Source organism: Seohaeicola nanhaiensis (genome assembly GCF_042654245.1).
GTDB lineage: Bacteria > Pseudomonadota > Alphaproteobacteria > Rhodobacterales > Rhodobacteraceae > Seohaeicola_A > Seohaeicola_A nanhaiensis.
The window spans coordinates 130,634-144,514 of sequence record NZ_JBHSGI010000034.1 but is presented as its reverse complement, the minus strand read 5'-3'; the positions used below and the strand labels follow the sequence as shown (position 1 = coordinate 144,514).

Sequence of the window (13,881 nt, the reverse complement as noted above, 5' to 3'; positions counted from 1 at the left end):
TCAAGCCTAGGCGCGGCCCAAAAGAACATAAATTGCTATTTTTGCGTTACAGATGCACAATGATTGTATGAACTCCTCCCTGCGCCAGCTCGAATACCTGGTCACCGCCGCCCGCGCCGGGTCGGTCTCGGCCGCCGCGCGCCTGCTCAACGTCTCGGCTTCCTCGATCTTCATGGCCATCGACAAGTTCGAAGAGGAATTCGGCCTCCAGGTCTTCGTCCGCCACCGCGCCAGCGGCCTCGCCCTGACCGCGGACGGGCGTCAGGCCATCGAACGCACCATCCGCCTGCTCGACGAGGTGCGCGCCTTCCAGAGCGATCTCGGCACCGAGGGCGACCATCTCGAAGGCAGCGTCGAGGTCGCCTGCTTTAGCTCGCTCTCGCCCAACGTGCTGCCACAGGTCATCCGCGACATGCAGACCCGCCACCCCGACGTCGTGGTGAACCTGCGCGAAGGCGACATGATCGGCATTCAGGACCACCTGCGCTCGGGTATGGTCGACCTGCTGCTCTCCTACGACAACGGCATGCCCGAGGATTTCGAACTCGAATTCCTCGCCGACGCCCCGCCCCACGCGGTGGTCGCCGCCAGCGACGCGCTGGCGCAGAAACCCTGGGTCACACTGGAAGAGCTCGCCGAACGCCCGCTGCTGCTGCTGAACCTGCCGCACTCCAGCCGCTATGTCCTCGGCCTCTTCGAACGCGCCGGCCTGCGCCCCCGCGACATCCAGCGCGTCGCCTCCTTCGAGATGGTGCGCAGCGGCGCCGCCGCCAACATCGGCGTCTCGGTGCTCAACATCAAGCCGCTGACCGACCGCACCTATTCCGGCCTCGAGGTCGCCTGCCGCCCGATTTTCCCCCAGCTCTACGTGCCCCGCATCGTGCTCGCCACCCGCAAGGGCGGCCGCCTCAGCCGCAACGCCGCCACCTTCGCCCGCTGCTGCGCCGACTTCTTCCGCACCGAGGCCGCACAGCGCCTGTTCGTGCACCCGCCGGGCACGGGGTGAGGGGGAACGTCAGGCATCGCCGAACCGGAGCCGGCTTCACGGACAGCGCGTGTGACCCGACAGGCGGATCACCCGGGGAGTAAATTGCCCGCCAATGCCGGCGCGATGTCGTTCTCCAGAATATACGGCAGTGGCAAAGGCGTCATTCGCGCGAAGTGCGGCGAAGGCGGGAGGGAGCCCAAAGGAACAGCTTTCGCCCGACTTGAATCATTACCTGAATTCGCCGCGCAAACTATATGCTGACGATGTGCGTTTTGACTGGTCAGAGAGTTGCGTTGAAGGCCATAGAACCGATTGGCTAGACGGGGAGGTCGAGAATTTCTCCGGAGTCTCCGTATACGACAAGTCCAATCGGTTCATCGCCGGAGGGTGGATGGAATTCATCCCAACTGAAGATGATTTAATTGTATTCTGGGACTATCTCCAAGGCGGCGACTCATACGACATTCAAAGCAAGTAATCGCGCGAAATCCCCCAGCACATCTGGGATGGCCTAAGTGAAAAATTGCGATCAACGTGGAGCGACTATGCTCCAAGAAAACCGTCGTGGCTTCCCTAGTCTTGGTAAAGTCCGCTTCGTCCGCAGAGCCGACCTTGCCCGATGCTCGCCCGCATGAGAACTTGGCAGGAACCGTCAGATGACCGCTGGAAGCCCAAGTTGACAACGGGCCAACCCGCCTTCACCTTTGTCTGAAAAGGTATCTGCTTTGCCAGACGCGTGGGCCGGGATAGAATGTGACTGGAAGAAAGAGCCGCTGCCCTCTGCCGAGGCTTTGGCGACGGCTGCACGATTGGTTAGGGCGGCGCGAATTGCCGGTTTTCCTCCTGAAACCGCACAAACAGGCTATTGGGCAACTGTCTGTCTGTTTTGGGATTCGGGCCGCATAGAGGTTGAGGTTTTCCCTGAAAGCTTCGAGTTGTATGTTTTCGCGACAAACGCCGCCGGTGGACGTTTTTCCGTTGCGGAGTTTGAAGCGAACGCCCCCGGCGCGCTGGACGCGCTCCTTTCAGAACTCAGCAGCGTCCGGCAAACGGGATCTGAATGACCGCTTCGTCCCGCCTACCCAACTCTCCCCCACCAACCAAATCTCAGCCCCCGATCAAAACCCGCGCCGCCCGGCTCGTATGTCCCAGCCGCAAACCCCGGATGCCATCACAATAACAGACCCGGCATCCGAAGCATCACAGCCAGCATGCCGGATAAGGATATGATCGAGCGTGTCATCCGGACGCTGTAGGTGCAGTGCATACCCTGCAAAGACTTCGCAACCCAACACACCACACGCGCGATGGGCGATTGGAACAGCTTCCACAATAGCCGGCACCCCATCAGCCCCTCGGGATGAGGATCCGCGACGTTTTGGGATTAGCGGCATTGGCAAGGCAGACGCCCCTGGCTCGATACAGCGCAACTTTCGCCAATCCAACCGGCCAAATCACTCCACTTTCTCTGACAAGGGAGACAGAAAGGGGTCTTTCTCTAATGTCATGCTCCCCTTTCGCAGAACGTAAGTATAATAGTTGTCACTCTTTCCTGGTCCGAGTTCGTCATCATAGAAAGAAAGATGGCCGTAAGAATTAGGAGCAATTTTTGATATCAGAGAAAAAAGCGAGAAAATTTCATCCCACTGACCAGCGGGCCGGTTATTAAAGCCGATAACCCAAAGACGGGGGGAACCATTAAAATAGCGCATGCCCAACTCCCATTCAAAATGCTTGATACGTTCAACTTCTTGCTTAACGAGCTCAAATATTTCATCAATACCAACATCCGGCGCTCCGTCTTCATCATAACTTCCGAGAATCGTCACCCATCCCTGATATTCAAACACAGGCATCCTCCCTATAATGGATCCGTATCTATCACTGACCTGCTCCCCATAGAGTCCGCGTTTATGAGTTAGCTCTGTTCAGTTCAACGTCAGATTTGTCCGCCTACCCGACCCTCCCCCCATCCCAACCCAATCTCAGCCCCCGATCAAAACCCGCACCGCCTAGCTCGAACGTCCCAGCCACAAAACCCGGACGACACGCGCCCCCCTCACTCCGCCGCCTTGTATGTCATCGTCCGCGCGACCGTCCGCGCCGGGCGTTTCTCTCCGGCCAGAACCTCGAAATCCAGCTGGTTCTCGGGCGGGACCAGCGGGCAGGTCACGAAATTGGTGAAGGCGCAGGGCAGAGCCACCGCATAGTTGAAATCGATCCAGTCGATCCGCTGCGTCGCCTCGTCGGCGAACTGCAATTCGATCACCCGGCCCGCGCCATAGGTGATCGGCCCGCTGGTCCTGTCGCGCACATGGGCCACCGGCTGCACGCCCGTCGCGGTGTCCTTGCCGATCACCACCAGGTCATAGGTCTTGCCGCCATACGTAAACGAGAACGTCCCCATCCGCGGCGTCGACTCGCGCACCCCGGCCTCGACCGTCTCGGCCTCGTGCTCGACCCGCCCGGTCGGCGTAAAGACGCCGGGAAGGCGCCAGGCCGGGTCGTAGTCGAACGCGGTCACGCCAGCCTCTTCCAGATTGCTCGCCACCCGCGGATCGCGCACCCGCACGCCATAAAGCCGCGCGCCATCGTCCTTGGTGCGCACGATGGTCTCCACCTCGCAGACGCCGAAATAGACCGGCAAGCTGTCGCCATGCCCGTAGGTCTGGTTGCGCCCGGGGATGATCTCGACCGGTCCCTCGGGATAGACGCCGTTGACCGACAGCGTCGGCCCCGAGGCCGGCGGCGTGAACATCACGCGCCCCCCCTCGACCGACCAGCGGCCCGGCAGCATCTCGAAGGCGACGTCGCGGTCGTCTTCCTCCAGCCAATACTGCGCCACCAGCGCGGTCCAGCCATAGGGCCGGAACATCGTCGCCACATGGGCATAGCGCCATTCGCGCCACTGGCCTTCCAGGTGTTCCTTCGTGGTCATGTCCGTCTTCCTTTCGACCAGGTATTGCGGGCCTATCGGCCGGTCACGTCTTGCAGAAAGGCCAGCACGCCCTGCCACGACCCAAGGTCGGCACGGGCATTGCCCGAGGGCGTGCCGCCGCTGGTATAGGGCACCTTCGACACCGGATGCGCGCGCACGATCTGCGTCGTCGGCACGAAGGGCAGGTTGATCGCATGGCCCGCGTCATCGAAATCGAGATGCCGCACCAGCGGCACGTTCCCGTGCCGCTCCAGGGTCGAGACCACCATCCGTGAATACAGGCTCGACGGCCAGGCGCGGTCGTCCCGCCCCGAGATCAGCAGCACCGGCCCCGCGATCTTCTCTACCGGAATGCGCGCCCTGACCGCCAGCTCGCGGTCCTTCAGCCCCTCGAAGAACACCGAATGATGCCGGTCGGGCGGCGCGTCGCCCGCCCAGGGGTGCCAGTGCACGGCCTTGTTGTCCTGCCATAGGTGGGTCAGCGCCTTGCCGCCCAGCGTCCAGGTGATGCCCTGCCAGTCGCCCCGCGCGGGATCGCCCGCCCCTTGGGCACCATGCACCATCGCGCCCGGCACATAGGCGATCACGGCCGAAACCAGATCGGGATAGGTCGCGCCCAAGAGCAGCGCCAGCTCACCGCCGCGCGACTGCCCGCTGACCGCGACGAACCCGTCGCGCGGCGCCAGTTCGCGGCGCGCCCAGTTGAGCGCGGTCTCGAAATACTCCAGCGGCGTGCCCGTGATATAGGGCGACAGCCCCGGCGCCTTGAAATACCCCAGCGCCAGCGCCTGATACCCGTGCGCGGCAAAGAGCGCGCCGCGCGCCTCGTTGATCCCTCCGCCCGAACCGTTCAGCACGATCACCACCGGATGCGGTCCCTCGCCCGCTGGCGTGAACACCGTGCCGACCAGCCCCTCTTCCCGCAGTTCGCGCCGCGTGACCCCCGGCCCGGCAAAGCGTTGCACCAGCTCAGCCCCGGCCGTCACGCCATCTGCCGTCTCGGCGGTCAGGGACGTGACCAGCGGCTGCATCACGTCATCGGCATAGATCTCCTGGCTGACGCCCTCGTCCGGATACTGGCTCCACAACAGCCCCATCGGCGCGACCTCGGCGTAATCGCCCCCGACCGGCGCGTCGCGGGTCAGATCGACCACCCCCTGCGCGTCGGCCATGAAGGTCGCCTGACTGTCCCACCGGCTGCCGCCCGACCGCGCGGTGCGCGCGGTGATCGCCACCAGCTCGTCCGGCGCCAGCCCGCTGACCACGATCCGTCGCGGTTCGTCGATCAGGCCGTCAGCCGGCGTGACCGAGATCACGGGCGCGGAGGGATGTTCAGTCGTCATTCATTTCACCGTCACTTCAATTTCCAGGACACGGCCGCGCTCAGGCCATCCGGGCCAGGAAAGCGTCCAGCCGTTCCGCAAAGCCCGCGTCCAGCGTCGCCCCCTCCGGCAGGCCGCCGCCTTTCGGCCAGTGCCCGCCGCCGCCCGTCCAGTCGCCCTGCAAAGCCGCCAGCCGGTCGCGCCAGCCGATATCGCCTTCCGCCGCCGCCGGATCGAAGGCCAGCAGGAACACGCCCCGCCCCGCCGGATCGCCGCGCCCGCCGCCGGCGACACCGGCCAGCAGCTCGACCACCAGCCCCAGCAGCGACCCGGCCTTGCCATCCCGTGGCAGCAGCGCCGCGACTTCGGCGGCTGTTGTCGTGGGCTGCCCCGCCGCGTCCAGACCGGCGCCCTCGGGCAAGGGCGTGCCCTCGGCGCGGGCTTTGCGCAGCTCGGCGATGGTGATGCTGGCCGTCGCCAGGTCGATCACCACCCGCTCGGCGCCCGTGCCCATGGCCAGCGCCAGCGGGTTGGTTCCGATCGCCGGCCCCGTGCCACCGAAGGGCGCGACAAAGGGCGCGCTTTGCGCCCCGGCCAGCCCGACCAGCCCGTCATCCGCCAGATGCCGCACGAAGGGCGCGAGCCGCCCGAAACCGCGCACGCCGCGCAGGAACACCGCCGCCACCCCGAACTGGTGCGCCGCGAGACCCAGATCCAGCGTCGCCCCCGCCACCGCCACCGGCGCGAAACAGGCGCTGGCATCGACCCAGCGCACCGCGCGCGGTTCGGTCTCCTTGGGCAGGGGCTGCGCATCCGGCCGCCACTCGTCCAGCATGGCGATTCCGAACCGGGGCTGCCCCAGCACATCCGCCTCGACCAGCGCCGCTGCCGCCAGCTCGGCCGCCGGATCGCCGCCAAGCGCCGCGCCCAGCCGCGCGATGGCCTCCACCGCCGCGATCATCGCCCCGCCCCCGGCGCACCCGCGCGGATTTCGCCTTCGGACAGATAGCCAAGAGTCATCAGCCGCTCGATCAGAAAGGCCCGGCTGTGCGCGATGTGATCCGCCTCGATCTCGGCCGCCCGCGCGCCGTCGCCCGCCTCGATGGCATCGACCAGCGCGGTGTGTTCGTCCGAATGCTCGCCCGCCTTCACCGTGAAATCGATGGCAAAGCGCAACAGCCGCTCCAGCTCGTCGAAGAGCCCTTCCGACAGGCTGACCAGCCGCCGGTTGCGGCTGCACTGCGCAATCGCCAGATGGAACCGCCGCGCCACCTGCTGCATCGTTCCGATGTCCATCGGCGCCGCGTATTCGCCAACGATCCGGCGGATCGCGGCGATCTCTTCCTTCGTCGCATGGCGCGCCGCCTGCCGCGCGATATGCGGACCAATGGCCGCCCGCAGGTCAAGGATCTCGTGCACCGCCTGAAAGGTGATCGCCGCCACCCGGTATCCGCTGCGCGGCAGGATCGACACCAGCCCCTCGGCCGCCAGCCGCTGCATCGCATCACGCACCGGCGTCTTGGACACGCCATAGCGCTGCGCGATGGCCGCCGTGTCCAGCGTCGCGCCAGGCGCGATCTCGCAGCGCATGATCTCCTGCCGCAGCGCGCCGTGGATGCGTTCGGACACCGGCACCGACACCGCGCCGCTCTGGGCCAATCTGACGTTCATGCCATGCTCTCCCGCCTCAATGCTTGGCCCAGGGCACGAAACGCCGTTCCAGCGCCTCGATGGCGAGGATGGTCAGATACCCCATGACCGAGATCACCACGATCCCGACGAACATCCGCGACACCGCGAAGGTCTGCCACGATGCCCAGATGAAGAACCCGACCCCGCTGCGCGCGCCCAGGAACTCGGCAGCCGCGATGATGATATAGGACGACCCCGCCGCCAGCTTCAGCCCGGTGAAGATACTGGGCAGCGCCGCCGGAAAGGCGAAGCGGCGGAAGGTCTGCAACCGGCTCGCGCCCGCGTTCTTGGCCACGTCCATGTAGATCTGCGGCGTCTGCATCACCCCGCCCATCGTGTTGTAGAAGGTCAGGAAGAACACGCCGATGGCGATCAGCACGAATTTCGACGCATCGCCCACCCCGAAGATCAGCAGGATCAGCGGCAGGATGGCGATCTTCGGCACCGGATACAGCGCGGCAAAGATCGGCCCCAGCAGCCGCCGCACCGGCTGCGACAGCCCCAGGATCAGCCCCAGCGTGATCCCCGGAATGGCGCCCATCGCATAGCCCACTCCGATCCGGCGCAGCGTCGCGCCGATATGGTCGAACAGCTCCAGGCTGACGATCATGCTCCAGGCCGTTTCCGCTATCGCGCTCGGCGGCGGAAAGAAGCGCTGGTCGATCAGGTTCAGCCGGCTCGACAACTCCCAGACCAGCAACAGAAGCAGCGGGCTGAAATACGAGGCAAAGCGATAGATCTTCTCGCGCCGCGCCGGCGCCTTCAGCCGGCGCAGTTCGTCCTCGGTCAGGGCACGCGCAGATGTGGTCATCGTCCCTCCTCCGCCGGTGCGGCCAGCAGGTTCCAGACCTCATAGGTCATGTCCCAGAACCGCTTGTCGCGCCGCATCTCGACCACGTCGCGCGGCCGCTCGAAAGGCACCGCCATATCGGCCACCAGCCGCCCGGGCCGCGGCGACATCACCAGCACGCGGTCGGCCAAAGTCAAAGCTTCGTCGACGCTGTGGGTGATGAAGACCACCGTCTTGCGCGTCGTCTCCCAGATCCGCAGCAGCTCCTGCTGCAACACCAGCCGGGTCTGTTCGTCCAGTGCGCCGAAGGGCTCGTCCATCAGCAGGATCTCGCGGTCGTCCGCCAGCGCCCGCGCCACCGAAACCCGCTGCCGCATCCCTCCCGACAGCTGCTGGGGCCGCGCCGTGGCGAAATCGCTCAGCCCGGTCAGCGCCAGCAGCTCGCGCACCCGCTCGGCCTGCTTCGCACGCGACACGCCCTTCAGGCTCAGCGGCAGAGCGATGTTTTCCGAAACCGTCAGCCAGGGCAGCACCGAGGCTTCCTGGAACACCATCGCCGGCGGGGTGGCGCTGTGCAGCCGCACCTCCCCGCTCAGCTTGGTTTCCAGATCGGCCAGCACCCGCAGCACGGTCGTCTTGCCACAGCCGCTCGGCCCGACGATGCAGACGAATTCGCCCTGCGCCACCGAAAAGCTGAAGTCCGACACCGCCACCGTCACCCGGTCGCTCTCGGGATCGTAGAACGCCTTGGTCAGGCGGTCGACCTCGATGGCCGGCCCCGGCGTTTCCGCCGCGACCGGTCGCGCCGCTGCCAGGCTGAGCGCCATTACTTCTGGCCCGCGACGAGCTCGTTGGCCCGTTTCAGCAGATCCAGCCGGTAGACCGCGTCGATATCCGCCTCGCCCTCGTATTCCAGCGCGCCCATCTTGCGGAAGAACGCTTCCTGCTCGCGGACCGAGGCCATGTCGATCGCCCCGTCTTCCGAACGGATGGTATAGGGGATCCCGCGCAGCGCGTCGGGTTCGGTGCCGGTGTATTTCGACACGATCGCCAGGATCTTGTCGTCGCTCCACCCGCCGTTATCCAGCAGCCGCGCGGCCTTCAGGAAGCCGGCCATGAAGCGCACCACCGCGTCCTCGTTGGCAGTGACGAAATCCTGGTTGAAGGCGATCAGCCCCAGTTCGGTGCCAAAGGTATGATCCTCGACCAGCCGACGGCCCAGGCCCTGCTTTTCCAGCTGGCCAGCGAAGGGCTCGATGCTCCATCCGGCCTCCAGCGCGCCATTGGCAAAGGCCGCGGCGGTGGCCGGCGGCGGCAGATAGACGGCCTCGACATCCTCGATTGTCAGCCCGCCCTTCTCCAGCGCCTTGGCGACCGAGAACATGCCAAAGCCGCCCGGCCCCGGAATGCCCACCCGCTTGCCCTTGAGATCGACGACCGACTTGATCCCCTCGTCCCAGGCCTTCTGCGACACCATGAAGGGCGAGGGCGACGGCACCGTGTCCGGCATCCGCGCCATGGTGGCGATGATCGCCACGGTCGCGCCGCGATCCAGCGCGTTGAACAGCCCCGCGCCCCAGGTCGCGCCGCCAGCCTGGATATTCCCCGAGGCCAGCATCTGGATCGTCTCGGCAGTATTTCCCTTCGGCGACAGCGTCACATTGGCGCCGAACTCGTCGAAAAAGCCCATCTCCTTGGCGACGAAGAACGGCGCGTAATCGGCGAAGGGCGAATAGAGGAACTCGATCTCAGGCTGCGCCTGCGCCAGCGCCGGCAGGGCAAGGGACGACACCAGCGCAACAGAGGCGGCGGCGGTCAGCAGATCACGGCGGCGGATGGACGGCATGTGCGAAACTCCTCGATCGCAGGTGTGTAGGTCCGGTGCCGGCACGCCCCGGCCGCACTGTCCGGGCCCGAACGGGCGCAGGAACAGGCAGCCACCTCGGCCGACTCCTCGACGCTACAACTGATGCATCAGTTTCGCAATCTGATATTTTCAGTCCGCATTCGCGCGGCAAAATCCGGCCCCTACCGCTCGGTCACGTCCAGCTTGGGCCGACCCTCGGCCGCCACGCGGCGGCTGCCGATGCTCTGCGTCAGCGCCGTGTACAGCTCCGATCCGATCAGCCCGTCGGCCCGCATCACCGCATATTCCCGCTCTTCCAGGCGCAGTTCCGTGCGCCGGATGAACCGGCGCTCCAGCTCTTCGGCATAACCCGGATACTGCGCCCGCAGCCCCTCCAGCGCCACGTCCACCGCCTGTGCCCGCCGCCGCAGCAGCTCGTGCAGCAGCTCGGTCACCCGCAGCCCGTGGATGCGCCGGATCCGTCCGTCGATGAAGCTGTCCAGATCGCGCAGGATCAGCCGCTGCGACAGCAGCACCTCGAACCGGTCCGCCGTGATCCGGGCCAGGAACGCCGACAGCCGCATCCGCCGGTGCAGGAAGTCGGCGACCCGGAACCACCGCCCGGCCGAGATGCTGCGCTGCGCCGCCTTGCGATAGCCGGTCCGCCCGCCGGAATGCGTCGCCTCGATCAGCCGGTCGGCGTCGGACAGGATCCGCTCGGTCAGCCGCGCCGGAATCGTATGCTCGGCGATGCGCGCGATGATCGTGTCGCGCTCGGCACCCGCCAGCGCGATCAGGCCCAGCGTGATGCGGTCCCGGTCGGCGATCTCGGCGCTGTCCTCGGCCGCCTTCACCGCCGTCTCCAGCCGCTGGCCGAACCGCTTGGCCTCGGTGCGCACCGTGTCGCGGCCCAGCTCATAGTTCTCGGTCGTGCGCGCCACGTCCTCGCGCACCGTCTGCAACGCCACGGCGATCACCTGCTTGGACAGCGCCTGGTCGATCGGCGACAGCCGGTCCAGCCCCAGCCAGCGGATCACCGAGCGCAGCGTGGTCCCCTGCACGATCAGCGTGAACAGCGTGAACCCGGTGGCCAGGATGCCGACCACCCGCTTGGTCTCGACCGGCACCCGCAGGCTCTCGGTCACCGCCAGCGCCAGCGCCAGCGTCACCGCGCCGCGAAGACCGCCCCACAGGATGGCCACCCGGTAGGGCCGCTCGACCTGCGGCGACACCCGGATGAAGGTCAGCAGCGGCAGCAGCCCGAACAGGATCACCGCCCGCGCCACCATCGCCGCCAGCACCACCACCGCGATCAGCCCGAAATCGCTCAGCCGGATCTCTTCCAGCAGCCGCGGGATCAGCAGCGCGGCAAGGATGAAGATCAGCGCCCCGGCCCAATGGGCCAGCAGATCCCAGAAATCCCGCAGGTTGCCCCAGGCCGTCGGCGGCAGCCGGCCCGGCCCCGCCAGGTTCAGCGTCAGCCCCGCCGCGACCACCGCCACCACGCCCGAGGCGCCGATGCTCTGTTCGGCGAAGATATAGGTCAGATAGGGCAGCGCGACCGAAACCGACAACTGCGCCAGCTCGTACTGCCAGAACAGCCCCATCGCCCACAGCGCCAGCCGTGCCGTCACCCACCCGGTGACCGCGCCCCCGACGATCAGCAGCGGAAACCGCGAAAAGGCGTCGTTCAGCGTCGGGTCCGGCAGGCCGAACATGACAAAGCCCATGAAGAAGCCGAACAGCGCGATGGCCGCGGCGTCGTTCAGCAGGCTTTCGCCCTCGATGATCCGCGCCAGCCGCCGCGGCGCCGAGAGCGAGCGAAAGATCGAGATCACCGCCGAGGGATCCGTGGTCGACACGATCGAGCCGATCAGGAAACAGGCCGCCAGCGGCAGCGCGCTGGTCCAGGACAGCGCCAGCCCGACCGAGACGGTGGCCACCACCACGGCCACAACCGCCAGCACGGAAATCGGCACCCAGTCGTCCAGCATCCGCCGCACGTCCATCCCGATCGTCGCCTGAAACAGCAGCGTCGGGAGGAAGACATACAGGAAGACGTTCGACCGGATCGGCAGGCCCAGGATCGCCTCGGCCACGGGATTCAGCGCATCCGTCAGCGGCGTGCGCAGAAAGAACGTGGCCCCCGCGCCGATCAGGATGCCCAGCACCGCCAGGATCACGCTGTACGGAATGCGCAACTTCTCGGCCAGCGGCTCGGCCGCGGCGATGACAAGGAAAAGGGAGGCCAAAACCGTGAGTACGAGAACGATGTCCATGCCCTCGAATATGTGACGGCCATGCCGGATTGAACAGGCCGCAACGCCCGATCAACAAAAAATTAAATCGATCCGGGGCGGCCTTCCGCTCAGCGGTAGGTGCGCTCTTCCATCGGCACCCGTTCCAGCATCTCGTCGATCATTTCCAGGAAGGCGACCTCATGCGGCGGCAGGCTGCGCCGGGGGTTGGTCACCAGGAAAATCTCCACCATCGGCAGCTGCGAGAAGGGCGGCACCTGCCACAGCTCGCCCAGCCGAACGTCCTTGCGCGCCACATGCACCGGCAGCGCGCCGATGCCGATATTGGCCACGATCATCCGCCGCACCTCGGCCAGGCTCGAGCTCTGCCCGTTCAGCCCCGCCGCCAGCCCCGCCCGCTCGCGCAGCCGCCCGACCGACACCAGCGGCCCGCCGTCGTTCTCGGTCTGGAAGGCGACCGACGGCTCGTCCGCCAGTTCGCCGATGGCGATGTTGTTGCGCCCGAACAGCCGGTGCCGCGGCCCGCAATACAGCCCGAAGAACTCGCGGAACAGCACCCGCCGCTCTAGCCCGCCCGGCCCCCCGTTCATCAGGCAGATGCCAAAGCTCGCCCGGTTCTGCAGGATGTCCGTTACCACCGCGCCACTCTGCTCGACCGTCATCGAGAATGTCACCCGCGGATAACGGTTGGCATAGGCTTCCAGGACCGCGTCGAAATGCGGCGACACCACATGGCTCGCCAGAACGAACCCGATATGCCCGCTCAGTTCCTTCTGGTCCGCCTCCATCAGCGCGGGCAGCTGCGCCACCGACCCGAAGATCGCCGCGCATTCGGCATACAGTACCCGGCCCGCGTCGGTGACCTGAAACCGGTTCGGCTTGCGATTCACCAGCCTCTGCCCCGTCGTCTCCTCCAGCCGGCGCAGCGCGCTGCTGATCGTCGGCTGTTTCAGCCCCAGGAAATCGGCCGCCCGAGAAATCCCCTTCTGCTCCACCACCACCATGAAGGTGCGCAGAAGGTTCCAGTCGAGGTTCCAGACAAAGCGCTGTTCGTAGCGGTTCAATATAGATTCCGTCGATGATCGGGATTGCGATTATCTATTTGCCCAATGAACTTGGCCTGTGCAAGCTTTCTGTCGAGCGAACGGACCCACCTATCGCGATCGGGGCACACCGCCTCCACCTGCAACAACCGACACGGGAGATCACTGATGACACTGCGCAGGGCACTGCTCAAATCCGCCATCCTGGCCGGATTTGCCGCCATGACCACCATCGGCAGCACCAGCTTCGCCGCCGCCGACGAACTCGACACGCTGAAGGAAAAAGGCGTGATGCGGATCGCCATGAGCGGCGCCTACCCGCCCTTCAACTTCGTCAACGAAGAAAACAAGGTCGTCGGCTTCGACCCGGCCATCGGCGCCGAGATCGCCAAGCGCATGGGTCTCGAGGTCGAGATCGTGACCACCGCCTGGGACGGGATCATCGGCGGCCTGCTAGCCAACAAATACGACGCCATCGTCGGCTCGATGTCGATCACCGAAGAGCGCGACAAGGTCGTCGATTTCGTCGGCCCCTACTACACCACCAAGCGCGCGATCTTCACCAAGCCCGACAGCGGCATCACCAGCGTAGCCCAGCTGAAAGACGCCAAGGTCGGCGTGACCCTGGGCGAAACCCACGAGGAATGGGCGCGCGAGCAGGGCTATGACATCCGCACCTACAAGGGCCTGCCCGAGCTGCTGCTCGAACTGGAAAATGGCCGCGTCGACGTGATCATCAACGACTCGATCGCCGCCATTCTCGCGATGAAGGAACGCAACTACGACTTCGTCGCCCTGCCCGACCTCGAAACCGACGCCATCGGTGCGGGCATCGCGATCCGCGAGGGCAACCCTGCCCTGAAAGAGGCGATGCAGGCGGCGCTGCAGTCCATGATGGATGACGGCACCTATCTCGAGATCGCCAACAAATGGGTCGGCGGCGACATTCGCTGAGACCACAAAAACGTCCGCCGGATCAACCGGCGGGCTCTTCCGACAGGGGA

General features: G+C 65.9%; 13 protein-coding genes. 3 read left to right on the top strand and 10 right to left on the bottom strand.

Translation table 11 applies throughout. The annotated features are described in order from the left end of the window. The first annotated feature begins 67 nt into the window (after positions 1-67). Positions 68-1,006, top strand: coding sequence for a LysR substrate-binding domain-containing protein (locus ACFO5X_RS24685; RefSeq protein WP_380722645.1), 939 nt, complete (start codon positions 68-70; stop codon positions 1,004-1,006). 707 nt (positions 1,007-1,713) lie between these two features. Then, positions 1,714-2,052: a hypothetical protein gene (locus tag ACFO5X_RS24680; protein WP_380722643.1), complete on the top strand. Its 339-nt coding sequence runs from the start codon at positions 1,714-1,716 to the stop codon at positions 2,050-2,052. 390 nt (positions 2,053-2,442) lie between these two features. Here the strand turns inward: ACFO5X_RS24680 and ACFO5X_RS24675 are convergent, their stop codons facing one another. The 10 genes from ACFO5X_RS24675 to ACFO5X_RS24630 all read right to left on the bottom strand — a co-directional run bounded on the left by ACFO5X_RS24675 (position 2,443) and on the right by ACFO5X_RS24630 (position 12,898). Then, positions 2,443-2,838 carry an Imm7 family immunity protein gene (locus tag ACFO5X_RS24675; RefSeq protein ID WP_380722641.1) on the bottom strand — a complete coding sequence of 132 codons (396 nt, stop codon included), beginning with the start codon at positions 2,836-2,838 and terminating at the stop codon, positions 2,443-2,445. Between the two features lie 209 nt (positions 2,839-3,047). Further along, positions 3,048-3,926 carry a DUF1684 domain-containing protein gene (locus ACFO5X_RS24670; protein ID WP_380722639.1) on the bottom strand — a complete coding sequence of 293 codons (879 nt, stop codon included), beginning with the start codon at positions 3,924-3,926 and terminating at the stop codon, positions 3,048-3,050. Positions 3,927-3,958: 32 nt separating this feature from the next. Further along, positions 3,959-5,269, bottom strand: a complete 1,311-nt coding sequence (locus ACFO5X_RS24665) for an acyl-CoA thioesterase/BAAT N-terminal domain-containing protein (RefSeq protein ID WP_380722637.1) — start codon at positions 5,267-5,269, stop codon at positions 3,959-3,961. 40 nt (positions 5,270-5,309) lie between these two features. Beyond that, positions 5,310-6,209, bottom strand: coding sequence for an Ldh family oxidoreductase (locus ACFO5X_RS24660; protein ID WP_380722635.1), 900 nt, complete (start codon positions 6,207-6,209; stop codon positions 5,310-5,312). After that, positions 6,206-6,919 (bottom strand): GntR family transcriptional regulator, encoded by a 714-nt coding sequence (locus tag ACFO5X_RS24655; RefSeq protein WP_380722633.1) that lies wholly within the window; start codon positions 6,917-6,919, stop codon positions 6,206-6,208. The genes ACFO5X_RS24660 and ACFO5X_RS24655 overlap by 4 nt, the downstream gene beginning before the upstream one ends. Before the next feature lie 16 nt (positions 6,920-6,935). Beyond that, positions 6,936-7,751, bottom strand: a complete 816-nt coding sequence (locus ACFO5X_RS24650; RefSeq protein ID WP_380722631.1) for an ABC transporter permease — start codon at positions 7,749-7,751, stop codon at positions 6,936-6,938. Further along, positions 7,748-8,557 carry an ABC transporter ATP-binding protein gene (locus ACFO5X_RS24645; protein ID WP_380722630.1) on the bottom strand — a complete coding sequence of 270 codons (810 nt, stop codon included), beginning with the start codon at positions 8,555-8,557 and terminating at the stop codon, positions 7,748-7,750. The genes ACFO5X_RS24650 and ACFO5X_RS24645 overlap by 4 nt, the downstream gene beginning before the upstream one ends. Continuing rightward, the gene (locus ACFO5X_RS24640; protein WP_380722628.1) at positions 8,557-9,576 is read right to left on the bottom strand and encodes an ABC transporter substrate-binding protein; all 1,020 of its coding nucleotides are present in this window, start codon (positions 9,574-9,576) and stop codon (positions 8,557-8,559) included. The genes ACFO5X_RS24645 and ACFO5X_RS24640 overlap by 1 nt, the downstream gene beginning before the upstream one ends. 182 nt (positions 9,577-9,758) lie before the next feature. Next, a complete protein-coding gene (locus ACFO5X_RS24635) occupies positions 9,759-11,855 on the bottom strand; it encodes a cation:proton antiporter (RefSeq protein ID WP_380722626.1) in 2,097 nt (698 codons plus the stop codon). Between the two features lie 89 nt (positions 11,856-11,944). Next, positions 11,945-12,898: a LysR family transcriptional regulator gene (locus ACFO5X_RS24630; protein WP_380722624.1), complete on the bottom strand. Its 954-nt coding sequence runs from the start codon at positions 12,896-12,898 to the stop codon at positions 11,945-11,947. A 147-nt stretch (positions 12,899-13,045) separates the two neighbouring features. Here ACFO5X_RS24630 and ACFO5X_RS24625 point away from each other — a divergent pair, with 147 nt between their 5' ends. Then, positions 13,046-13,831 carry a transporter substrate-binding domain-containing protein gene (locus ACFO5X_RS24625; protein ID WP_380722622.1) on the top strand — a complete coding sequence of 262 codons (786 nt, stop codon included), beginning with the start codon at positions 13,046-13,048 and terminating at the stop codon, positions 13,829-13,831. Positions 13,832-13,881 lie beyond the last annotated feature (50 nt).

Coding starts and splice junctions, on each gene's coding strand:
- ACFO5X_RS24660 (WP_380722635.1), bottom strand. CDS start 6,209: ATGATCGCGGCGGTGGAGGCCATCGCGCGGCTGGGCGCGGCGCTTGGC.
- ACFO5X_RS24625 (WP_380722622.1), top strand. CDS start 13,046: ATGACACTGCGCAGGGCACTGCTCAAATCCGCCATCCTGGCCGGATTT.
- ACFO5X_RS24635 (WP_380722626.1), bottom strand. CDS start 11,855: ATGGACATCGTTCTCGTACTCACGGTTTTGGCCTCCCTTTTCCTTGTC.
- ACFO5X_RS24650 (WP_380722631.1), bottom strand. CDS start 7,751: ATGACCACATCTGCGCGTGCCCTGACCGAGGACGAACTGCGCCGGCTG.
- ACFO5X_RS24645 (WP_380722630.1), bottom strand. CDS start 8,557: ATGGCGCTCAGCCTGGCAGCGGCGCGACCGGTCGCGGCGGAAACGCCG.
- ACFO5X_RS24665 (WP_380722637.1), bottom strand. CDS start 5,269: ATGACGACTGAACATCCCTCCGCGCCCGTGATCTCGGTCACGCCGGCT.
- ACFO5X_RS24685 (WP_380722645.1), top strand. CDS start 68: ATGAACTCCTCCCTGCGCCAGCTCGAATACCTGGTCACCGCCGCCCGC.
- ACFO5X_RS24670 (WP_380722639.1), bottom strand. CDS start 3,926: ATGACCACGAAGGAACACCTGGAAGGCCAGTGGCGCGAATGGCGCTAT.
- ACFO5X_RS24655 (WP_380722633.1), bottom strand. CDS start 6,919: ATGAACGTCAGATTGGCCCAGAGCGGCGCGGTGTCGGTGCCGGTGTCC.
- ACFO5X_RS24640 (WP_380722628.1), bottom strand. CDS start 9,576: ATGCCGTCCATCCGCCGCCGTGATCTGCTGACCGCCGCCGCCTCTGTT.